Raw genomic sequence first — 20,975 nt, 5'->3', positions numbered from 1 at the left:
ATGACCCAAAGACTCACGCCCGGCACGGCGGCGCTGCTGGTGACGGCGCCGCTGCTGTGGGCAGGCAACGCCGTCATCGGCCGCCTGGTACACGACCTCATTTCGCCCCTTGCGCTCAACTTCATCCGCTGGGTGCTGGCCTTCGCCATCCTGCTGCCGCTGGCGCGCCCCGTGCTGCGCCGGGGCAGCCCGCTGTGGCCGCACTGGCGGCGCTACGCGCTGCTGGGGCTGTTGGGCATCGGGCTGTACAACGCCTTCCAGTACATGGCGCTGCAGACTTCCACCCCCATCAACACCACGCTGGTGGGCTCCAGCATGCCGGTGTGGATGCTGGCCGTGGGCGCGCTGTGCTTCGGCGCGCCGGTCACGCGGCGGCAGTTGGCGGGGGCGCTGCTGTCGATGTGCGGCGTGCTCATCGTGCTCAGCCGGGGCGAATGGGCGCAGCTGCTGGCGCTGCGGCTGGTGCCGGGCGACCTGCTGATGGTGCTGGCCACCGTCTCGTGGGCTTTTTACAGCTGGCTGCTGCCCGCCACGCGCGAGCCCGCCAGCGTGCGCGGCGACTGGGCGGCGTTCCTGATGGCGCAGGTGCTCTTCGGGCTGGGCTGGTCGGGCGCGTTCGCGGGCGCGGAGTGGGCGGCGGGGCGCGCGCACGCCGAATGGGGCTGGCCGCTGGCGGCTGCGCTGGCGTTCATCGCCGTGGGGCCTGCCGTGCTGGCCTACCGCTTCTGGGGCGCGGGCGTGCAGCGCGCGGGGCCTGCCGTCGCGGGGTTTTTCTCCAACCTCACGCCGCTGTTCGCGGCGCTGCTGTCGGCGGCTTTCCTGGGCGAGACGCCGCGCCTGTTCCACGCCGTGGCGTTCGCGCTGATCGTGGGCGGGATCGTGGTGTCATCCTCACGCAGATAGCAGCACTTCCAGCTCCGCCGCAGGCATGGGGCGCCCGAGCAGGTAGCCCTGGAAGAACTGGCAGCCGTAGGCCGTCAGCATGTCCTTCTGGTCCTGGGTTTCCACGCCCTCGGCGATCACGTCCAGCTCCAGGTTGCGGGCCATGCCGATGATGGTCTGCACGATCACGCCGTCGGTGTGGCTGGCGCCCAGGTGGTGTACGAAGGACTGGTCGATCTTGAGCTGGTCCAGCGGCAGCCGCGTGAGGTAGGCCAGCGACGAGTAGCCGGTGCCGAAATCGTCCACCGAGAAGCGCACGCCCTTGGTCTTGAGCAGGCCGATCTTGGCGATGGTGTCGTCCACGTTGTCCAGCACCAGCGACTCGGTGAGCTCCAGCTTGAGCAGATGGGCGCGCGCCCCCGTCTCGCGCAGCACCTCGACCACGCGGGCCACGAAGTCGCGCTGGCGGAACTGCCGCGCGCTGACGTTGACCGAGAGCTGCAGGTGCTTGAAGCGCGGGTCGTCCTGCCACGCGGCGAGCTGCTCGCAGGCGGTGCGCAGCACCCAGTGGCCCATGGGCACGATGAGTTCGCTCTCCTCGGCCACGCCGATGAAGGCGCCCGGCGCGATCAGGCCGCGCGTGGGGTGGCGCCAGCGGATCAGCGCCTCGGCGCCCACCATGTGCCCGTCCAGGTGGAACTGGGGCTGGTAGTGCAGCTCGAACTGCCGCCCCGCCAGCGCGGCCTGCAGGTCGTTTTCGAGCTGGGCGCGGGCGCTGATGGCGATCTGCATCTGCGGGTCGAAGAAGCACAGCGCGTTGCGCCCCTGCGACTTGACCTGGTACATGGCGATGTCGGCCTGCTTGAGCAGGTCCACCGTGGGCTGCTGCTGGCTGCCGCCCACCAGCGTGGCGCCGATGCTGGCCGTGCTGTGGTGCGTCTGGCCGCCCAGCGCGTAGGGCGCATTGAGCTTGCGCAGGATCTTCTCGCCCACGCGGCGCGCATGGGCGGCTGCCTCCTCGCTGCGGGTGGACAGCTCGTGCAGCATGACCACGAACTCGTCGCCGCCGAGCCGCGCCACGGTGTCCTCGCGGCGCACGCAGCTCTTGAGGCGGTCGGCCACCTGGCACAGCAGCAGGTCGCCCACCTCGTGCCCCTGGGTGTCGTTGAGGGTCTTGAAATGGTCCAGGTCCAGGAACAGCAGCGCGCCGTACTGCCCGCTGCGCACGCTGGCCGCGATGAGCTGCTGCATGCGGTCCATCAGCAGGCGGCGGTTGGGCAGGTTGGTCAGCGGGTCGTAGAAGGCCAGGCTCTCGATCTCGGCGCTGGCGCGGCGCAGCGCGGTCACGTCGTGGTAGGTGATGACCAGCCCGCCATCGGGCGTGGATCGCTCGGTGATCTGGATGGTGCGGCCGTTGGGCAGAACCTGCTCGTGCGGCTCGTGCAGCTGTGTCTGCTTGAGCAGGCGCAGCTCCACCCGGCGCGCGCGCTCCTCGTCGGTGGCGTCGGGCAAGTGGTAGCGCGCGTCTTCTTCCAGAATGGTGCTGAACGGCACCATCGGCTCCAGCACCCCGCGCAGCCAGGGGTAGATTTCCTCGAAGCGGCTGTTCCAGCGCACCACGCGGTGCGCGCTGTCGAGCAGCGCGAAACCGCTGACCATGGATTCGAGCGCCTGGTCCAGCTCGGTCTTGGACTGGGCGATGGCGGCGCGCGCCTGCGACAGACGGTCCAGGTAGCGCAGTGCCAGCACGCCCGCGCCCAGCACCATGGCCATGAACATCAGGCCCGTGAACGCGATGGCGTTGCGCTGGGCGCGCCAGCCGGCGAGCGCGTCGCGCCTGGGCACGCTGGCGGAGATGCGCAGGTCCTGGTAGAGCAGCGGGCGAAACACCACCAGCGCGGGTTCGCCGCTCAGGCGCGCAGGCGCTCGCCACTGCAGGCCGCTGTCGCCCAGCTCGGCCAGCGGCGGCGACAGCGTGGGGGCCGTACGCTCCTCGCGGTGGGGTATGCCCAGCAGCAACTGCCCGCCCACGCGCTCCAGCGTCACCTGCAGGCCGCTGATGTCTGCGCCCTGCCCCAGCACGGAGCCGAGGGCTCTGACCGGCAGCTCGGCCACCGCGACCACGCGGGCGCCCCCAGCCAGGTACAGCTGGCGCGCGAAGTACAGCACGCGCTCGGCCGTGGCGAAGCTCACCACCGGCGCGCTGACCATGAGCACGGAGACGGGCTGCGCGAGTACCGCGTCCAGGAAGCCTGGCGGCAGCTGCACCTGCAGCGCGCTGCCGGATGCGTCGGACGATGCGATGCTGCGGCCCGCCTCGTCCAGCAGCGCCACGTAGCGCACCATGAGGTTCTGCCGCGCCGAGCTGCGCAGCCGCTGGCTGGCGGCAGCGGCGTCGATCGCGTCGCGTGCGGTGCCCGACAGGCCCAGCAGCTCGTCCGTGCTGGCGAGCATCACGTCCACCGACAGCAGCGCGCGGTTGAGCGCGGCCTCGGCCCCGGCGACGAAACGGTTGGCCTGGGCCGCGCTGTCGTCCAGCGCCGCATTGCGCGCGTTCCACGCCAGCACGAAAGTCACCAGCGCCACCGCCGCCATGAATACCGCCACGCCCGTGCCCACGAAGGCCCTGATGCGCAGCGGGGTGGTGACGGTCTCGCTCATCTCATCGCGGCTTTGCGGGGGCGGCGAGCAAGCCGCGCACGGGGCCTATGGTCTGGTTCCAGACCTGGGCGCACCGCGCCCCGCAGCGCTGCACCCAGCGGGGCAGCACCGTGGACTCCAGGATCTCGCGGCGGCGGCGCTCGTCCTGCGGCGAGGTGGACACCACCGCCATGCGGCCCTTGCGCCCGCCGGAGCAGGCGGCAGCGCCCTGGTTGCAGGCCGTGCCGTCCGCAGTCTCGCGCTCGGACTGGTCCCAGACCGCTGCCTCCAGCCGTGGCAGCTCGCGCCGCAGCAGTTCGCGCAGGGCCGCTGGCAGCGACTGCCACGCGGCCTGGTTGGCCCCGAAAACCGCCAGCCCCCAGGTCAGCGGCAAGGTGTGCATGTACGAGGTGATGGACGGCAGGCCCAGCGTGTTGCCCGACATGGTGCCGGTGACCGCGCATTCGGTGCTGCCGCTGCTGAGGCTGGGCACGATCTGCGCATAGCCCGTGACCACGGGCACACCGCCCAGGGCGCTCACGAAATCAGCCTGGGTGGACGAAGACACGCGCGTGTGGCGGCCCTGCAGGTCGGCCAGGCCGCCCAGGGGCTTTTTGCAGAACACCACCTGGGCCGGGTAGATGTACACCGCCAGCGGCTCCACGCCGTGCTGCTCGCGCAGCGCCCTTTCAAGATAGGGCCTGAACGCCGCCAGGGTGGACCTGAACGTGGCAATGTCGGGGTTGAGCCCGGCCAGGTCCGGCGCGGTGTACTCGGGGTACTGCACCGCGAGCGAGCTCATGAGCATGGTGCCGAACGGCACCACGCCCAGTTGCAGCAGGCGCAGCATCTCGGCGCCGGGCACGCCCGCGCGGTCGAAGGGCACGATGTCGGCGGTGAACCTGCCGCCGCTCAGGCGCGACAGCTCGCGCGTCCAGAAGGGCTCTTCCAGGCGGGTGTACTGGTTGCTGCCCTCCAGGCCGCCCACGATGCGCAGCCGGTACGGCGCCGCCTGCGCGGCGGCGGGCGGCGGCAGGCAGGCCCACGCGGACAGCGCGATGCTCACCAGCGCGGTGCCGCGACGGAGCCGACGATGAAAAGCGGGGATTGGGGGCATGGCGGGTGACAGCCCCCCATTCTTGACCAAGTTGCTCCGCCGGGCCGAACCGGCTGTCGGCAAAACACCACGCACCGTCCGGGTACGCGCCTGACCGGACTCTCTGCCCCCGGACGCCAGCGGATTCAGGCCCTGCCGCGCGCCCCGCGCGTGAAAACGAAGATACCCGCGATGACCAGCGCCGTGCCCGCCGCCAGCCCGGCGGTGAAGGGCTCGCCCAGAATCCAGATGCCCATGAGGATGGTGGACAGCGGCCCCACCATGCCCGTCTGCGCCGCCATGCCCGCGCCGATGCGCTCGATGGCCATCATCACCATGAGCACGGGCGCCGCCGTACACAGCGTGGCGTTGAGCACGGACAGCCAGATCACCTCGGGCGCCACCACCGCCGCCGACAGGGGCCGCAGCACCGCGAACTGCGCCAGGCAGCACAGGCAGGCCACCGTGGTCGCCAGCCCCACCAGCCGCAGCGAGCCCAGGCGCCGCACCATCTCGCCGCTATAGACCAGATAGACGGCATAGCTCACCGCGCTCAGGAACACCAGCAGCGCACCCCAGGCGGCGTGCGCGCCCTGCAGGTTGGCTTCGAGCCCAAACACCAGCACCACGCCGCAGTAGCTGATGAGCATGCCCACGGCCTGCGTCCAGCGGATGCCGCGCCCGTACAGCAGCCAGCCGAGCATCATGACCAGCGTGGGGTTGAGGTACAGGATGAGCCGCTCCAGGCCGGCGCTGATGTAGGCCAGCCCCGCGAAGTCCAGGAAGCTGGCGAGGTAGTAGCCCGTGACGCCCAGGCCCAGCACCCCCAGCCAGTCCCGGCGCGTGAGCGGCGGCCGGCCCCGGCTGGACCACCACGCCATCACCGCGAAGATGGGCAGGGCGAACAGCATGCGGTACATGATGAGCGTGACGGCATCCACGCCGTGGCGGTACGCCAGCTTGACGATGATGGCCTTGCCGCTGAAGGCGACGGAGCCGCACACGGCGAGCACGAGCCCGCCTGCTATGCTTTTTCTAGCTGCTTGTGCTTGTGGGTATTGGGTTGGTGGCACTTTTTATCCATATTCCAGGCCCGCCATCTTGGCAAAAAACAACGGCGCCCGCAGGCGCCGCCGTTCCAGGGCCGGAGAACCGGCCGGGCATGCAGCCAGCCTAGTCTTCGACGAAGGCTTCCTCGCGCTTGTTCTTGACCGCTGGCAGCAGCACGATGACGAGCAGCAGCGCGGCGGCGGCCAGCAGCCCCGCCGACAGCGGGCGCGTGACGAACACGCTCCAGTCGCCGCGCGAGAGCAGCAGCGCGCGGCGCAGGTTCTCCTCCATCATGGGGCCCAGGATGAAACCCAGCAGCAGCGGCGCGGGCTCCACACCCAGCTTGTAGAACACGTAGCCGATGAAGCCGAAGATGCCCACCAGCCACACGTCGAAGGTGTTGTTGTTGGTGCCGTACACCCCCACAGCGCAGAACAGCACGATGGACGGGAACAGCCAGCGGTAGGGCACGGTCAGCAGCTTGATCCACATGCCGATGAGCGGCAGGTTCAGGATGATCAGCATGGTGTTGCCCAGCCACATCGAGGCGATCAGGCCCCAGAACAGCTCGGGGTTGCTGGTCATCACCTGCGGGCCGGGCTGGATGTTGTGGATGGTCATGGCGCCCACCATCAGCGCCATCACGGCGTTGGGCGGGATGCCCAGCGTCAGCAGCGGGATGAACGAGGTCTGCGCGCCCGCGTTGTTGGCCGACTCGGGCGCCGCCACGCCGCGGATGTTGCCCTTGCCGAACGGCACTTCGCCGGGCTTGAGCTTGGTCTTCTTCTCGATGGTGTAGGCAGCGAAGGCCGCCAGCAGCGCGCCGCCGCCGGGCAGGATGCCCAGGGCCGAGCCCAGCGCCGTGCCGCGCAGCACGGCGGGCACCATGCGCTTGAAGTCCTCCTTGGTGGGCATCAGGCCCTGCACCTTGGCGGTGAACACCTCGCGGTCGTCCTCGGGCTTGGAGAGGTTGGCGATGATTTCGCCGTAGCCGAACACGCCCATGGCGATCACGACGAAGTTGATGCCGTCCGTCAGCTCAGGGATGTCGAAGCTGTAGCGGGCCACGCCCGAGTTCACGTCGGTGCCCACCAGGCCCATCAGCAGGCCCAGCACGATCATGGCGACGGCCTTGAGCAGCGAGCCCGAGGCCAGCACCACGGCGCCGATCAGGCCCAGCGTCATCAGCGAAAAGTATTCGGCGGGGCCGAACTTGAAGGCGACCTCGGTCAGCGGCGGCGCAAAGGCGGCCAGGATCAGCGTGCCCACGCAGCCCGCGAAGAACGAGCCCAGGCCGGCGGCGGCGAGCGCAGGGCCTGCGCGGCCCCGGCGCGCCATCTGGTAGCCGTCGATCACGGTCACCACCGAGGACGATTCGCCCGGCAGGTTCACCAAAATGGCCGTGGTGGAGCCCCCGTACTGCGCGCCGTAGTAGATGCCCGCCAGCATGATGAGCGCCGCCACCGGGGGCAGCGCGTAGGTGGCGGGCAGCAGCATGGCGATGGTGGCCACGGGCCCGATGCCGGGCAGCACGCCGATCAGCGTGCCCAGAATGCAGCCCACCAGGCAGTAGATGAGGTTCTGGAAGGTGAAGGCGACGCCGAAGCCGGTCGCCAGGTTGTCAAACAATTCCATGGTCGATGCTCCTGCCGCTTAACCCGAAATGAAACTGGGCCACACCGGGAACTGCAGTTTCAGCGCCCAGACGAAAGCCACGTAGCTGCCCACGGCCAGCACGGTGGCCAGGACGAAGGTTTCCTTGTGGTTGGGTTTCTCCCCGGCCATGCTGGCGATGAACACCAGCCCGTAGATCGCCACGATCAGCCCCATGGCGGGCACGCCGAAGCTCGGCAGACCGACCAGCAGGACGCCGAAGGCGAAGTTGGACAGCAGGATGAAGACGATCTGCTTCCAGGCCCACTTGCCGACCTTGTCGCCGTCGGGGCCGCTCTCCACCGTCAGGGCATAGAAGGTGATGGCGGCGCCCAGGACGGCGAGCAGGATGCCCAGGATGAGGGGGAAGTAGCCCGGGCCCATGCGGGCGCCGTTGCCGACGGTGTAGGTGCCCGCACCCACAGCGAACGCCACGCCGACGCCCATGAACATGAGGCCGGAGAAGAAGTCTTTCTGACTTTTGATTTTCACGAATTGTCTCCTTGGCGGAAATCTCGACTGCGCAATTGTGGGGTCAAGAGCCCCCGTCGCGCATGTGGATTCCACCTACGTACGGCGACATGTCGCCGAGGAGACTGCTATTGCAGCGGCGGCGTGGCCGTCAGCACCTCTTGCAGCGTGGTCAGCCCCTCGGCCACGCGCAGCGCGCCCGCCAGGCGCAGGGGGCGCATGCCGTCCTTGACGGCCTGGCGGCGCAGGGTGTCGATGGACGGGGCCTGGTTGATCTTCTCCTTGAGCGCCTCGCTCACCGTCAGCAGTTCGTACAGGCCCATGCGCCCGCGAAAACCGCTCATGCGGCAGTCCACGCAGCCCACGGGCTTGTAGGGGTGGTAGCCGCCGCCCAGCTTCCAGGGGCTGACGGCGGCCATGAGCACTTCGCGGCCCGCATCGTCGTCCTTTTGCTTGCACGCCCTGCACAGGGTGCGCACCAGGCGCTGGGCCAGCACGCCCAGGATGGTGGCGTTGAGCAGATACGGCGGCACGCCCAGCTCCATCAGCCGCGTGATGGCCGAGGGCGCGTCGTTGGTGTGCAGGGTGGAAAACACCAGGTGCCCCGTGAGCGCGGCCTGGATCGCCATCTCGGCCGTCTCCAGGTCGCGGATTTCGCCCACCATGATGATGTCCGGGTCCTGCCGCATCAGCGCGCGCAGCCCTTCGGCGAAGTTGAAGTCGAGCTGGGGCTGCACCTGCGTCTGGTTGAAGCTGGGCTCGATCATTTCGATGGGGTCTTCCACCGTGCTCACGTTGACCTCTTCCGTCGCCACGCGCTTGAGGGTGGAGTACAGCGTGGTGGTCTTGCCCGAACCCGTGGGGCCGGTCACGAGGATGATGCCGTGCGGGCGCTTGACCAGTTCCTCCCAGCGCTCGGCGTCGTGCTGCGCGAAGCCCAGCGCGTCCAGGTCCTTGACGGCGTTGTCGGGGTCGAAGATGCGCATCACCATCTTTTCGCCGAAGGCCGTGGGCAGGGTGGACAGGCGCATTTCCACCTCGTCGCCGCGCTGGTTGCGCGTCTTGATGCGGCCATCCTGCGGGCGGCGCTTTTCCACCACGTCGATGCGGCCCAGCAGCTTGATGCGCGAGACCATGGCGTTGTGTACGCCCATGGGCATCTGATAGACGGGGTGCAAAACCCCGTCGATGCGAAAGCGGATCACGCCCTGGTCGCGGCGCGGCTCCAGGTGGATGTCGCTCGCGCGCTGGTCGAAGGCGTACTGCCACAGCCAGTCCACCACCTTGACGACGCCCTGGTCGTTGGCGTCGAGCTGCTTGTTGCTCTTGCCCAGCTCCACCAGCTGCTCGAAGCTGCTGCCCGCCGCCGCCCCGCCCGCCTTCTGCGCGGCGCGCACGGTCTTGGCCAGGGCAAAAAACTCCGCCGTATAGCGGTGGATGTCCTGCGGGTTGGCGACCACGCGGCGCACCTTGCGGCGCGACTGGCGCTCCACCTCGGCCACCCAGTCGTCGATGAAGGGCTCGGCGGTTGCCACCACCACCTCGGTGTTGGTCACCTGCACGGGCAGCACCTTGTGGCGCTCGGCGTAGGTGGCGCTCATGGTGTCGGCCACGCGGCCCACGTCCACCCTCAAAGGGTCGATGCGCAGGTATGCAAGGCCCGCGCGCCGGGCCAGGTATTCGGACAGCGCCTCGATGTCCAGCGGCTTGCCGTCGCTGGCGCGCGCCATCGCCACGTTGGTCAGGCGCACCAGCGCGTGCTGGGAGCTTTCGGCCTGCGAGCAGCGGGCGATGGTGCGCTCGGCCTCCTCGCGGGAGATGACGCCGTCCTCGCTGAGCCATTCCACCAAGCGGCGCCAGTCCACGGGGCCGATGTGGGTTGTCGTTGCCGTCTTTGCCGTCTTCATCTCACGTGCCTTTCACGGGCTTGAACACCCGCAGCCATTTCGTGGCGGGCAAGTCCCACCGCGCCTGCACCGCCTCGGCCCGCGCCGCCAGCTCCATGCGTTTGGGGCGCGTGGGCGTGCGCTGCGCCAGCACCACGGTATTGCCCTCGCGCGTGGGCTTGAAGGCCCACAGCGCCTCGTCGCCAAAGGCCGCCGCCATGCTTTGCAGGCTGCGCTCAAAGCTGGATGCGCGGCCAAACAGGTTGACCGTCATGCAGCCGGTTTCCGTCAGCAGAGCGCGGCAGTCGGCGTAGAAATCCGCGCTGTCCAGCACGGGGGCCGCCGCCTCGTGGTCGTACAGGTCCACGCACAGGCCGTCCACCGTGCCTTGCCACATGGCGTTGCGTATCTCCTGGGCCGCATCGGCCAGCACCACGCGCAGCTTGGGGCCGTCGGGCGGCAGCTTGAACCACTGGCGGCACACGGCCAGCACCTGCGGGTTCAGCTCGATGGCCGTGGTGCAGACGCGCAGCTTCTTGTGGCAGAACTTGGTGATCGCGCCCGCGCCCAGGCCGAGCTGCATGGCATGGCCCTTGGACACCTGCGAGGGCTCGGCGAACAGCAGCCAGGCCATCATGCGCTGCACGTATTCCAGCTCCAGCTCGAAGGGCTCGGCAATGCGCATGGAGCCTTGAATCCACGGCGTGCCCAGGTGCAGGTGGCGCACCTCGCCATCGTCGGAGACGCTGACTTCGGGCAGATCGGCAGTGCTTGTTTTCTTGCGGCTCACGTCAATCCATCTACAAAGGGGGCCAGGGCTTCGCGCCAGGCGTTCAGTTTCTTGTCAAAGCTCCACGACGCATTCGCCGGGCTGGTCGAGGGCAGGCGCAGCGAAGGCAGATCAGCCCCCAGCGCGGCGCGCACGGCCCGGGCATGGCGAAAGCTCTCGCCCCCATTGTGGGCGATGGCGGCCAGCCGGGGCACCCGCACATGCAGGCCCGCAAAGTCGTTGACCTGGGCGTTGCGGATGCTGGCGTCCAGGCTGCCCTCGCGCTCGCAGGCGGCGTACACGTCCCACAGCCCCAGCCCACGCGCCAGCAGCCAGCCGCAGCGCCCGGCGTAGTCGCCCGGCAGCGGCGGCGCGGGCCACAGCGCCGCGAGGATGCGCCAGAAGTGATTCTGCGGATGCCCGTAGTACTGCCGCGCCCGCAGCGAAGCCGCGCCGGGAAAGCTGCCCAACAGCAGCACGCGCGTGCCAGAGCCCACCATGGGCGGCAGGCCGACGAGGCGGGGGGCGTCAGCAAGTGTCATGGGGTGGATACTATCAATTAAATAGCTGATGACGCTTGCTGCATAAGCGCTGGAGGCCAAAAACACTCCTATTTTTTATGCTAGCCGTGGGAGCGCGGCGCAGGCATTGGCGTGGCATGCCTGGGCCAGTTCTTCGGGCGTGATGCCGCGCAAACCCGCCACCACGGCGGCGATGCGCGGCAGCTCGGCGGGGGTGTTGCGCGCGGGGGCCGCGCCCGCCGCGCGCTCGGCGGCGGTGACGTAGAGCCAGTGCGGGGGGATGTCGGGCGCGTCGGTTTCCAGCACCAGGGCGTCGAGCGGCAGTTCTGCCGCCAGGCGGCGCAGTTGCAGCGCGCGGTCGAAGGTGACGGCGCCGCCAAAGCCCAGCTTGAAGCCCAGGGCAATGAACGCCCGCGCCTGCTGCAGGCTGCCGTTGAAGGCGTGGGCGATGCCGCCCTGCACCGGCAGCTCGCGCAGGCCCTTGAGCAGTTGGTCCGCCGAGCGGCGCACGTGCAGGATCACGGGCAGGTCGAAGCGGCGGGCCAGTTGCAGTTGCGCGCGGTAGAACCTCTGCTGCCGCTGCGCGTCCAGCCCCGGTACGAAATAGTCCAGCCCAATCTCGCCGACGGCCACCAGGCGCGGGTCGGCGCGGTGGCGCTGCAGTTCCTGCGCCAGCAGGTCCAGGTCGGCGTCCTGCGCGCGGCCGGTGTACAGCGGGTGGATGCCCAGCGCGTAGCTGTCCCCCTGCTGGTGCGCCAGCGCGCGCACGGCGTCCCAATTGGCGCGCTCCACGGCGGGGATGACGCAGCGGGCCACGCCCTGGGCGCGGGCCTGGGCGCGCACCGCGCCGCGGTCGGGGTCGAACTCGGGGGCGTCCAGGTGGCAATGGGTGTCGATCCAGGCGGGCATGCGGGGGATGATGCCCCATGGCGCGGCGAACCGTGCTAACGTGATCCGCACGCGCCCTTTCCCGGCGCGGTCGTGCAAGGTGACAGCATGCCCCGGCCCGCCCTTTACAGCCCTTCCCGCGCCGCGCGCCGCCCCGCGCAGGCCCCGGCGCCCGATGCGCCGCCGCCCGCTGACACGGTGGTAGCCGCCGCGCCGCCCCAGCCCCGCACGCGCGGCCTGTGGGCGGCCATCGTGCTGCTGGGCGCGCTGCTGGCCGCCAGCCTGGCGCTGCACCAGCGCCCCGCGCCGCGCGCCATCACGCAGGAAGACATCGACGCCGCCGTGCTGCGCACGCTGGAGACCACCACGCCGCCATCCGCCGCCGCGCGGGCCGCAGAGGCCATCGCGCCCTCGGTGGTGCGCGTGGCGGGCTATGGGCGCGACCGCAAGAGCCGGCAAGAAATCGAGCGCGGCGTGGGCACCGGCGTGGTGATCGTGGACAAGGGCACCATCCTGACCAACCTGCACGTGGTCACGGGCGCGGACCGCATCGGCATTACCTTCTACGACGGCACGGAGACGACGGCCCGCGTGACCGGCATCCAGCCCGAGAACGACCTGGCCGTGCTGCAGGCGCAGAAGGTGCCCGACGACCTGCAGGCCGCGCCGCTGCGCTCCACCCAGGGCCTGCGCGCTGGCGACCACGTGGTGGCCGTGGGGTTTCCGTTCGGCATCGGGCCGTCGGCCTCGGCGGGCGTGATCTCGGGGCTGGAGCGCGAGTTCACCTCGCCCGAGGGCAAGCGCCAGCTCACCCATCTGATCCAGTTCGACGCCGCCGCCAACCCCGGCAACTCCGGCGGGCCGCTGGTCACGCTCGATGGCGAGGTGGTGGGCATCGTCACCGCCATCCTCAACCCCACGCCTGCGCGCACTTTCATTGGCATCGGCTTTGCCGTTCCGATTGAAAACGCCGCATCCGCCGTGGGCATGCCGCCCTTCTGAAAGGAATGAACACCATGGAAGCCAACAACGCCACCCTGATGGAACAGGTGCTGTACGAGGTCAAGCGCGTCGTCGTCGGGCAAGACCTCTTCCTGGAGCGCGTGATGGTCGCCATGCTCGCCCAGGGCCACCTGCTGGTCGAGGGCGTGCCGGGCCTCGCCAAGACGCTGACGGTGAAGACGCTGGCGAGCACCATCCAGGGCAGCTTCAAGCGCATCCAGTTCACGCCCGACCTGGTGCCCGCCGACCTGGTGGGCACGCGCATGTACAACCAGCGCACGGGCGAGTTCAGCACCACGCTGGGGCCGGTGTTCACCCACCTGCTGCTGGCCGACGAGATCAACCGCGCGCCCGCCAAGGTGCAAAGCGCGCTGCTGGAAGTGATGCAGGAGCGGCAGGTGACCATCGCGGGCGAGACGCACCACGTGCCCGCGCCCTTTCTGGTGATGGCGACGCAGAACCCCATCGAGACCGAGGGCACCTACCAGCTCCCCGAGGCGCAGGTGGACCGCTTCATGATGAAGGTGCTGCTGGGTTACCCCACCGAAGAAGAAGAATTCGTGATCGCCCAGCGCGCATTGGAAGCGCCCGTGCAGGTGCTGCCCGTCGCCACCACCGCCCAGCTTGCAGCGCTGCAAACCGAATGCAGGGCCGTCTATGTCGATCCATCCCTGCTGCAATACGCCGCCCGGCTGGTCGCGGCCACGCGAGAGCCCGCCCGGCACGGCCTGAAGGACATGGCGGGCCTCATCGCCTGCGGCGCCAGCCCCCGCGCCACCATCGCCCTGGCCGCAGGCGCGCAGGCCCTGGCGATGCTGCGCGGGCGCAGCTACGCGCTGCCCGAGGACATGCGCGACCTGGCGGCCGACGTGCTGCGCCACCGCCTGACGCTGTCGTACGAAGCCCTGTCCGAAGGGCTGGACGCCGACGCGCTCATCGCCCGCATCATGGCCAAGATACCCGCGCCAGCGCGCGTCCTGCAGCATGAACGCCAAGCCGCCTGAAAAAGCCGAGCAGTTGCTGCGCAGGCTGGAGTGGACGGTCATCCGCCGCCTGGACGGCCTGCTGCAGGGCGACTGGCGCACGCTGATGCGCGGCAGCGGGCTCGACCTGGCCGACCTGCGCGAATACCAGCCGCACGACGACGTGCGCCACATCGACTGGAACGTCACCGCCCGCCTGGCCACGCCGCACGTGCGCGTGTTCACCGAAGACCGCGAGATGGCGGCGTGGTTCCTGCTCGACCTGAGCCCGTCCACCGCCTTCGGCCCCGAAGGCCACAGCAAGCGCGACATCCTCGCGGGCTTCGTCGGCGTGCTGGCGCGGCTGCTCACGCGCCACGGCAACCGCGTGGGGGCCATGCTGTACGGCGGCGTAAACCAAGAAGGCAACGATCAAGTCGTTGCGGTCAACACCGTTCTGCCGCCACGCAGCAGCCGCACACACGTGCTGCACCTGCTGCATGCGCTGCTGCAACCCCAGGCTGCAGGCAAAGCCACCGAACTGCACCGCCTGCTGCAAGCGGGCCTGGCCACGCTGCGCCGCCGCAGCACCGTGTTCGTGGTGTCCGACTTCATCAGCACGCCCGGGTGGGACAAGCCCCTGGCCCAGCTCGCGCAGCGCCATGACGTGGTGGCAGTGCGGCTGCTCGACCCGCTGGAACTGGAACTGCCCGACGTGGGCCTCATCACCCTGCGCGACGCCGAGAGCGGCGAGCAATTGCAGGTGGACACGCACGACGCCGCCTTCCGCCGCCGCTTCGCCGCCCTGGCCGCCGAGCGCGAGGCCGCGTTGCGCGACAGCTTGGACCGCGCAGGTGCCGACACGCTGGAGCTGCGTACGGACGACGACCTGACCGACGCCCTGCTGCGATTCATGGACCTGCGCCGCCGCCGCGTGCGCCCACCACAGGCGACCTGAACCATGGTCTTCCTCTGGCCCACCCTGCTCTGGCTGCTGCTGATCGCACCCTTGCTCGTGCTGCTGTACTGGTGGCTGCTACATCGGCGCAAGAAAACGGCGCTGAATTACCCCAGCCTTGCCCTGGTGCGCGAGGCCCTGGGCCCCGGCCAGCGCCTGCGCCGCCACATTCCGCCCGCGCTGTTCCTGCTGGCCTTGATCGCCCTGCTGCTGGCCGCAGCGCGCCCCCTGGCCGTCATCACCCTGCCCTCGCAGGAGCAAACCATCATGCTCGCCATGGACGTGTCCGGCAGCATGCGCGCCACCGACGTGGAGCCCGACCGCCTGACCGCCGCGCAGAACGCCGCCAAGGCTTTCATCGCCGACCTGCCGCGCCACGTGCGCGTGGGCATCGTCGCCTTCGCGGGCAGCGCGCAACTGGCGCAGTTGCCCACGCAGAGCCGCGAGGACTTGGTGAAAGCCATCGACAGCTTCCAGCTGCAGCGCGGCACGGCCACGGGCAACGGCATCATGCTGTCGCTCGCCACGCTGTTCCCTGACGCGGGCATCGACATCGCGGCCCTGGGCGGTCGCCAGGCCATGCGGCCCCGATCCCTCGACGAGATCGGCAAGCAGCAAGACCCCGCCAAGTCCTTCACGCCCGTCGCGCCCGGCTCGTACCACTCGGCCGCCATCATCATGCTGACGGACGGCCAGCGCACCACCGGGGTCGATCCGCTCGAAGCCGCCCAGTGGGCTGCCGACCGGGGCGTGCGCGTGTACACCGTGGGCGTGGGCACGGTGGCGGGCGACACCATCGGATTCGAGGGCTGGTCCATGCGCGTGCGGCTGGACGAGGAAACGCTCAAGGCCGTCGCCACGCGCACGGCGGCCGAATACTTCCACGCCGCCACGGCGCAAGACCTGCGCAAAGTCTATGAAGCCCTGAGCACGCGGCTGACGGTGGAGAAGAAGGAGACGGAGGTTTCCGCCCTGCTCGCCCTGGCGGGCGCCGCGCTGGCCCTGCTGGCAGCGGCGCTGTCGGTGTGGTGGTACGGGCGGATTTTGTAGCCTTTTTGGCCCCTAGCGCTTGATGGACAAGCACCACCAGCTATCAACCCGATAGCACCCCGGACACCAGCCGCAGCACGCGCCCGCAGCGCGCGGCCAGCGATTCGTCGTGCGTGACCATCACGAAGGCCGTGCCGTGGCTGCGCGCCAGCTCCAGCATCAGCGCGAACACGCCGTCCGCCGTGCCCCGGTCCAGGTTGCCGGTGGGCTCGTCGGCCAGCACGCAGGCGGGGCGCGTGACCAGCGCCCGCGCGATGGCGACGCGCTGGCGCTCGCCGCCCGACAGCTCCGCCGGGCGGTGGTGCAGCCGCTCTTTCAAGCCCACGGAGGCAAGTACACGCTCCGCCTCGGCATGGCATTGCGCCAGCGGCATGCGGCGCATGCGCAGCGGCATCGCCACGTTGTCCAGCGCGCTGAACTCGGGCAGCAGGTGGTGGAACTGGTAGATAAAGCCCAGGTGCTGGTTGCGCAGCTGGCCCTGGCGTTCGGGCGACAGGGACGACATCACCTGGCCCTGCAGCCGCACCGTGCCAGCAGTGGGCACATCCAGCCCGCCCAGCAGGTGCAGCAGCGTGCTCTTGCCCGAGCCCGACGCGCCGACGATGGCGAGCGTCTCGCCCGCGCGCACCTGCAAGTCCACGCCTTGCAAAACGGTTACGTCCAGGCGGCCTTCGGTAAAGCGCTTGGTCAGGCCCTGGGCCTGGAGCACCACGTCATTCTTCACTGCATTCATCTCAGTTATCCATGGCATGCAACTGGCGCTCGCCAGACCAGGGCAGCCGCGCAAGGGCCGCCCCGCCGCGCTGGCTGCGTCCCCCTGCCCGCATTGCGCAGCAATGGGAGAGCGGGGGGAGGACCCAAAGCGTCTCAGGGGGGTGTTTCTCACTCATAGCGCAGCGCCTCGGCGGGGTTCACGCGGCTGGCGCGCCAGCTCGGGTACAGGGTGGCGACGAAGGCCAACACCAGCGAGATCACGCCAATGGGCACGATGTCGCTGCTCTGCGGCTCGCTGGGCATCTTGCTGATGAGGTAGATGTCCTTGGGCAAGAAGCTCGCGTTCAATGCGCGCTCGATGGCGGGCACGATCACGTCGATGTTGAACGCGATGGAGAGGCCCAGCAGCAGGCCCACGGCGGTGCCGATCACGCCCACCATGGCGCCCTGCACGACGAAGATGCCCATGATGCTTTTGGGGCTGGCGCCCAGCGTGCGCAGGATGGCGATGTCGGCGCGCTTGTCCGTCACCGTCATCACCAGCGTGCTGACCAGGTTGAACGCCGCCACGGCCACGATGAGGGTGAGGATGATGAACATCATGCGTTTTTCGAGCTGCACCGCCGCGAACCAGGTGCGGTTCTGCTGCGTCCAGTCGCGGATCAGCAACTGGCCGCTCAAGGAACCCGCCAGTTGCTGCGCCACCTCGCGCGCCTGGTGCAAGTCCTTGAGCTTCAGGCGCACGCCCGTGGGGCCTTCGAGGCGAAAGATGCGCTGCGCGTCCTCGTGGTGCAGCAGCACCAGGGCCGAGTCGTATTCGTAGTGGCCCGAGTCGAACGTGCCCGCCACCGTCATCTGCTTGAGGCGCGGCACCACGCCCGCAGGCGTGACCTGGCCGGCAGGCGCGATCAGCGTGACGGCATCGCCCGCGCGCACGCCCAGGGCGCGGGCCAATTCGCCGCCCAGCACCACGCGGAACTCGCCGGGCGCCAGTTGCTGCAGCACCTGCGCGTTGGTCGCCGCCAGGTCGGTCACAGCGCCTTCCAGCGCCGGGTCGATGCCGCGCACCAGGGTGCCCCTCATGTCCTCGCCGCGCGCCAGCAGCGCCTGCGCGGCCACGAAGGGCGCGGCGCCGACCACGTTGGGGTTCTGCTGGGCCTCGGCCAGCGTGCGCGCCGGGTCGGGCAGCGCGGCGCCCTGGGGCGCAAAGATTTCGATGTGCGAGACCACGCTCAGCATGCGGTCGCGCACTTCCTTTTGAAAGCCGTTCATCACGCTGAGCACGATGATGAGCGCCGCCACCCCCAGCGCGATGCCCAGCATGGACACGCCCGAGATGAACGAGATAAAGCCGTTGCGCCGCGTGGCGCGCCCCGCGCGCGTGTAGCGCCAGCCCAGGGCCAGTTCGTAAGGGATTTGCATGAATGGGAGAAAAGGCAGCCCGCACGCTGCGGGCCGGGGCGATTGTGGCATCCCGGACAATACGCCCATGTCGGACACGAACCATTTGCTCATCCCCTACGCCGCGTGTACCGCCGAGGGGTGCCGGCAAGCCTTGCAGACCCTCGCCCTTCCGAATCTGAACAAGCTGCTGGCCCGGCTGGCGCCCCACCCGGCGCAGAGCGACAGCGGCGAGGAAACCAGCTTCTCCCCCCCGCACGAGCGCGCCCTGGCGCGCGCCCTGGGCCTGCCTTTTGAAGACGGCCGCATCCCCTGGGCCGCATGGCACCGCCGCGCCACTGACGGGGCCTGGGCCTTCGTCACGCCCTGCCAGTGGCAGGTCAGCACCGACCACGTGACGCTGCGCGACCCGCAAGCGCTGGGTCTGGACGAAGCCGCATCGCGCGCCCTGCTCGCCATCGTCGCGCCCTGGTTCGCCGAGGACGGCATCGCCCTGCACTACGACCAGCCCACGCGCTGGCTTGCCAGCGGCGCGCTGTTCGTCGGCCTGGCCACCGCCTCACTGGAGCGCGTGCTGCTGCGCGACGTGCGCGCCTGGATGCCCGATGCCCGCCAGGCCCGCACGCTGCACCGGCTGCACAGCGAGATGCAGATGCTGCTGTACACCCATGCCTTCAACGACGAGCGCGCGGCGCGGGGGCTGCCGGTCATCAATTCCTTCTGGGTGCATGGCGCGGGCGCGCTGCCTGCGCTGACCGACGCAACGCCGCCCCAGATGCCCACCACCTTGCGCGATGCCGCGCTGCGCGAGGACTGGAGCGCGTGGGCGCAGGCATGGCAGGCGCTGGACGCTGGCCCCGTCGCCGACCTGCTGCAAAGCCGCGCGCCCGTGCAGCTCACGCTGTGCGGCGAGCGCAACACCCTCGCCTTCCACACCGCGCCGCGCTCCCTCACGCAGCGCATTCAAAGCCTTTTCAGGCCCCAGCGCTTGCTGGATCTGCACAAGCAGCTATGAAAATAGTAGCAAGAGACATCCCCCCCCGCGCCGCCTGGGCGCTGGAGCAGGCGGGCATCCACCCGCTGCTCGCCCGCCTGTACGCCGCGCGCGGCGTGTGCGCCCCGGGCGAACTGGACGACGGCCTGGCCCGCCTGCTGCCGCCCGCGGGCCTGAAAGGCATCACCGACGCCGCCCGCCTGCTGGCCGATGCCATCGCTGCAAACCAACGCATCGTCATCGTGGCCGACTACGACTGCGACGGCGCGACGGCCTGCGCCGTGGGCGTGCGCGGCCTGCGCCTGCTGGGCGCGCAGCAGGTGGACTACCTGGTGCCCGACCGCGTGGCGGACGGCTACGGTCTGTCCGCTGCAATAGCCCGCCGCGTGAAGCAGCGCGGCGCGGACGTGCTGGTCACGGTGGACAACGGCATCGCCAGTGTCGAGGGCGTGGCCCAGGCCAAGGCGCTGGGCCTCTCAGTGCTCGTCACCGACCACCACTTGCCCGGCCCCGAGCTGCCGCTGGCGGACGCCATCGTCAACCCCAACCAGCCCGGCTGCGCGTTCGAGAGCAAGTCCATGGCGGGCGTGGGCGTGATGTTCTACGTGCTGCTCGCGCTGCGTTCCGAACTGCGCGCGCGCGGCATGTTCGACGCCGCCAGCCAGCCCAAGCTCGACCCTCTTTTGCCTTTGGTCGCCCTGGGCACCGTGGCCGACGTGGTCAAGCTCGACGCCAACAACCGCCGCCTCGTCGCCCAGGGCTTGAAGCGCATCCGCGCGGGCGCCATGCCTGCGGGCATCGCCGCGCTGTTCCACGCAGCAGGCCGCAAGGCACCGCAGGCCACCACCTTCGACTTCGGCTTTGCCCTCGGCCCGCGCATCAACGCGGCAGGGCGGCTGGCCGACATGACGCTGGGCATCGAATGCCTGCTGACCGACGACCCCGCCCGCGCCGCCCAGCTCGCCGCGCAACTCGACGGCATCAACCGCGAGCGCCGCGAGATCGAGGGCGGCATGCGCGAGCAGGCGCTCGCTCTCGTGGAGCGGCTACTACAGCGCGCCACCGAGCCGCCGCCGGGCCGCCCCAAGGCGGCGAGCGCCCCCTCGGGGGGCAGCGAGGACACGCCAGTGCCGAGCGTGGGGGCCATTGCCCCGCCGCCCGCCGTGAGCGTGTTCGACCCCGACTTCCACGAAGGCGTGGTGGGCATCGTGGCCAGCCGCATCAAGGACAAGCTGCACCGCCCCACGTTCGTGTTCGCGGCCAGCAGCGAGGCAGGCAGGCTCAAGGGCTCGGGCCGCTCCATTCCGGGCTTTCACCTGCGCGACGCGCTGGACTTGGTCGCCAAGCGCCACCCCGGCGTCATCGTCAAGTTCGGCGGGCACGCCATGGCCGCAGGCTGCACCGTGGCCGAGGATGCGTTCGACACCTTCGAGCGCGCCCTGGCGCAAGTGGCGCAGGAATGGCTGGACGCCGCCACCCTCACCCGCCGCATCGAGACGGACGGCCCGCTCGCCCCCGAGCATGTGCGCGCCGACATCGTGGACACGCTGCACCGCGAGGTCTGGGGCCAGGGCTTCGCGCCGCCCACGTTCAGCGAGGAGGTGCAGGTGCTCAGCCAGCGGCTGGTGGGCGAGGGCAGGAACCACCTGTCGCTCAAGCTGCTGCACCAGGGCAGCCCCATCGACGCGATCTGGTTCGGCCACACGGAGCAGCTGCCCGAGCGCGTGCTGCTGGCCTTCCGGCTGGACGTGAACGAGTGGAAGGGCGAGCGGCGCGTGCAGTTCCTGGTGGAAGGCGCGCAGCTCTGATATTTCAAGCCAAATCGGCCTCCAGCGCTTATGCAGCAAGCGCTGGCTGCTATCAAATCAGAAGCTCTCCCAATCATCCTCGTTGCCGCCAGCAGCAGGCGCTGGCTTGGCGGCAGCGGGCTTGGGCGCGGGCGGTGCCAGGCGGGGCGCTTGGGGTGCGGCAGGTTTGCTCGCGCCCACCTGCGCGCGGGCGGGGGCGGGGGCGGACCGGGGCGCAGGCTTGGGCGCGG

Annotated in this window: 18 protein-coding genes; 7 read left to right on the top strand and 11 right to left on the bottom strand. The window is 69.9% G+C overall.

Annotation, left to right across the window (positions count from 1 at the left end; translation table 11 throughout):
* Positions 1-903, top strand: a complete 903-nt coding sequence (locus QM569_RS04515; protein ID WP_414986032.1) for a DMT family transporter — start codon at positions 1-3, stop codon at positions 901-903.
* Here QM569_RS04515 and QM569_RS04510 read toward each other — a convergent pair.
* The 9 genes from QM569_RS04510 to QM569_RS04470 all read right to left on the bottom strand — a co-directional run bounded on the left by QM569_RS04510 (position 892) and on the right by QM569_RS04470 (position 11,877).
* Positions 892-3,543, bottom strand: coding sequence for an EAL domain-containing protein (locus QM569_RS04510; RefSeq protein ID WP_414986031.1), 2,652 nt, complete (start codon positions 3,541-3,543; stop codon positions 892-894). The two genes, QM569_RS04515 and QM569_RS04510, sit on opposite strands and share 12 nt — an antisense overlap.
* Before the next feature lies 1 nt (position 3,544).
* Positions 3,545-4,639, bottom strand: a complete 1,095-nt coding sequence (locus tag QM569_RS04505; protein ID WP_414986030.1) for a TRAP transporter substrate-binding protein — start codon at positions 4,637-4,639, stop codon at positions 3,545-3,547.
* Positions 4,640-4,764: 125 nt separating this feature from the next.
* Positions 4,765-5,691 (bottom strand): DMT family transporter, encoded by a 927-nt coding sequence (locus QM569_RS04500; protein ID WP_414986029.1) that lies wholly within the window; start codon positions 5,689-5,691, stop codon positions 4,765-4,767.
* A gap of 100 nt (positions 5,692-5,791) precedes the next feature.
* The gene (locus QM569_RS04495) at positions 5,792-7,303 is read right to left on the bottom strand and encodes a tripartite tricarboxylate transporter permease (protein ID WP_414986028.1); all 1,512 of its coding nucleotides are present in this window, start codon (positions 7,301-7,303) and stop codon (positions 5,792-5,794) included.
* A gap of 18 nt (positions 7,304-7,321) precedes the next feature.
* Positions 7,322-7,813: a tripartite tricarboxylate transporter TctB family protein gene (locus QM569_RS04490; protein ID WP_414986027.1), complete on the bottom strand. Its 492-nt coding sequence runs from the start codon at positions 7,811-7,813 to the stop codon at positions 7,322-7,324.
* A gap of 107 nt (positions 7,814-7,920) precedes the next feature.
* Positions 7,921-9,699: a GspE/PulE family protein gene (locus QM569_RS04485; protein ID WP_414986026.1), complete on the bottom strand. Its 1,779-nt coding sequence runs from the start codon at positions 9,697-9,699 to the stop codon at positions 7,921-7,923.
* Position 9,700: 1 nt separating this feature from the next.
* Positions 9,701-10,468, bottom strand: coding sequence for a spermidine synthase (locus QM569_RS04480; protein WP_414986025.1), 768 nt, complete (start codon positions 10,466-10,468; stop codon positions 9,701-9,703).
* On the bottom strand, positions 10,465-10,989 hold the full coding sequence (locus QM569_RS04475) for a DNA-deoxyinosine glycosylase (protein WP_414986024.1): 525 nt from the start codon (positions 10,987-10,989) through the stop codon (positions 10,465-10,467). Before QM569_RS04475 ends, QM569_RS04480 begins: the two co-directional genes overlap by 4 nt.
* 75 nt (positions 10,990-11,064) lie before the next feature.
* Entirely contained in the window at positions 11,065-11,877 is an 813-nt protein-coding gene (locus QM569_RS04470; protein ID WP_414986071.1) for a TatD family hydrolase, read from the bottom strand.
* 87 nt (positions 11,878-11,964) lie between these two features.
* Between QM569_RS04470 and QM569_RS04465 the strand changes: the two genes are divergently transcribed.
* From QM569_RS04465 to QM569_RS04450, 4 genes are read left to right on the top strand one after another with little or no spacing between them, the layout of a single operon-like run.
* Positions 11,965-12,858, top strand: a complete 894-nt coding sequence (locus tag QM569_RS04465; protein WP_414986023.1) for a S1C family serine protease — start codon at positions 11,965-11,967, stop codon at positions 12,856-12,858.
* Positions 12,859-12,872: 14 nt separating this feature from the next.
* Entirely contained in the window at positions 12,873-13,862 is a 990-nt protein-coding gene (locus tag QM569_RS04460) for an AAA family ATPase (protein ID WP_414986022.1), read from the top strand.
* Positions 13,843-14,778, top strand: a complete 936-nt coding sequence (locus QM569_RS04455; RefSeq protein ID WP_414986021.1) for a DUF58 domain-containing protein — start codon at positions 13,843-13,845, stop codon at positions 14,776-14,778. The genes QM569_RS04460 and QM569_RS04455 overlap by 20 nt, the downstream gene beginning before the upstream one ends.
* Positions 14,779-14,781: 3 nt before the next feature.
* Positions 14,782-15,828, top strand: a complete 1,047-nt coding sequence (locus QM569_RS04450; RefSeq protein WP_414986020.1) for a VWA domain-containing protein — start codon at positions 14,782-14,784, stop codon at positions 15,826-15,828.
* 43 nt (positions 15,829-15,871) lie between these two features.
* Here QM569_RS04450 and lolD read toward each other — a convergent pair whose 3' ends face one another.
* Together lolD and QM569_RS04440 are read right to left on the bottom strand one after the other, a co-directional pair.
* Positions 15,872-16,561: a lipoprotein-releasing ABC transporter ATP-binding protein LolD gene (gene lolD / locus QM569_RS04445; protein ID WP_414986019.1), complete on the bottom strand. Its 690-nt coding sequence runs from the start codon at positions 16,559-16,561 to the stop codon at positions 15,872-15,874.
* 149 nt (positions 16,562-16,710) lie between these two features.
* Positions 16,711-17,964, bottom strand: a complete 1,254-nt coding sequence (locus tag QM569_RS04440) for a lipoprotein-releasing ABC transporter permease subunit (protein ID WP_414986018.1) — start codon at positions 17,962-17,964, stop codon at positions 16,711-16,713.
* 67 nt (positions 17,965-18,031) lie between these two features.
* On the opposite strand from QM569_RS04440, the gene QM569_RS04435 reads away from it, so the two are divergent.
* Together QM569_RS04435 and recJ are read left to right on the top strand one after the other, a co-directional pair.
* The gene (locus QM569_RS04435; protein WP_414986017.1) at positions 18,032-18,958 is read left to right on the top strand and encodes a phosphoglycerate mutase; all 927 of its coding nucleotides are present in this window, start codon (positions 18,032-18,034) and stop codon (positions 18,956-18,958) included.
* Positions 18,955-20,745: a single-stranded-DNA-specific exonuclease RecJ gene (gene recJ, locus QM569_RS04430; RefSeq protein WP_414986016.1), complete on the top strand. Its 1,791-nt coding sequence runs from the start codon at positions 18,955-18,957 to the stop codon at positions 20,743-20,745. The genes QM569_RS04435 and recJ overlap by 4 nt, the downstream gene beginning before the upstream one ends.
* Positions 20,746-20,975: the final 230 nt, after the last annotated feature.

The sequence above is a fragment of the Acidovorax sp. genome (assembly GCF_047607405.1).
GTDB lineage: Bacteria > Pseudomonadota > Gammaproteobacteria > Burkholderiales > Burkholderiaceae_C > Acidovorax.
The sequence above is the reverse complement of the archived record's forward strand: the minus strand, read 5'-3'. Positions and strand labels throughout refer to the sequence as shown.

What these genes read in the sequence shown, in the direction of transcription:
- QM569_RS04470 (WP_414986071.1), bottom strand. Translation starts at nt 11,877, where the DNA reads ATGCCCGCCTGGATCGACACCCATTGCCACCTGGACGCCCCCGAGTTC.
- QM569_RS04455 (WP_414986021.1), top strand. Translation starts at nt 13,843, where the DNA reads ATGAACGCCAAGCCGCCTGAAAAAGCCGAGCAGTTGCTGCGCAGGCTG.
- QM569_RS04505 (WP_414986030.1), bottom strand. Translation starts at nt 4,639, where the DNA reads ATGCCCCCAATCCCCGCTTTTCATCGTCGGCTCCGTCGCGGCACCGCG.
- QM569_RS04460 (WP_414986022.1), top strand. Translation starts at nt 12,873, where the DNA reads ATGGAAGCCAACAACGCCACCCTGATGGAACAGGTGCTGTACGAGGTC.
- QM569_RS04485 (WP_414986026.1), bottom strand. Translation starts at nt 9,699, where the DNA reads ATGAAGACGGCAAAGACGGCAACGACAACCCACATCGGCCCCGTGGAC.
- QM569_RS04510 (WP_414986031.1), bottom strand. Translation starts at nt 3,543, where the DNA reads ATGAGCGAGACCGTCACCACCCCGCTGCGCATCAGGGCCTTCGTGGGC.
- recJ (WP_414986016.1), top strand. Translation starts at nt 18,955, where the DNA reads ATGAAAATAGTAGCAAGAGACATCCCCCCCCGCGCCGCCTGGGCGCTG.
- QM569_RS04435 (WP_414986017.1), top strand. Translation starts at nt 18,032, where the DNA reads ATGTCGGACACGAACCATTTGCTCATCCCCTACGCCGCGTGTACCGCC.
- QM569_RS04515 (WP_414986032.1), top strand. Translation starts at nt 1, where the DNA reads ATGACCCAAAGACTCACGCCCGGCACGGCGGCGCTGCTGGTGACGGCG.
- lolD (WP_414986019.1), bottom strand. Translation starts at nt 16,561, where the DNA reads ATGAATGCAGTGAAGAATGACGTGGTGCTCCAGGCCCAGGGCCTGACC.
- QM569_RS04495 (WP_414986028.1), bottom strand. Translation starts at nt 7,303, where the DNA reads ATGGAATTGTTTGACAACCTGGCGACCGGCTTCGGCGTCGCCTTCACC.
- QM569_RS04450 (WP_414986020.1), top strand. Translation starts at nt 14,782, where the DNA reads ATGGTCTTCCTCTGGCCCACCCTGCTCTGGCTGCTGCTGATCGCACCC.
- QM569_RS04440 (WP_414986018.1), bottom strand. Translation starts at nt 17,964, where the DNA reads ATGCAAATCCCTTACGAACTGGCCCTGGGCTGGCGCTACACGCGCGCG.
- QM569_RS04475 (WP_414986024.1), bottom strand. Translation starts at nt 10,989, where the DNA reads ATGACACTTGCTGACGCCCCCCGCCTCGTCGGCCTGCCGCCCATGGTG.
- QM569_RS04465 (WP_414986023.1), top strand. Translation starts at nt 11,965, where the DNA reads ATGCCCCGGCCCGCCCTTTACAGCCCTTCCCGCGCCGCGCGCCGCCCC.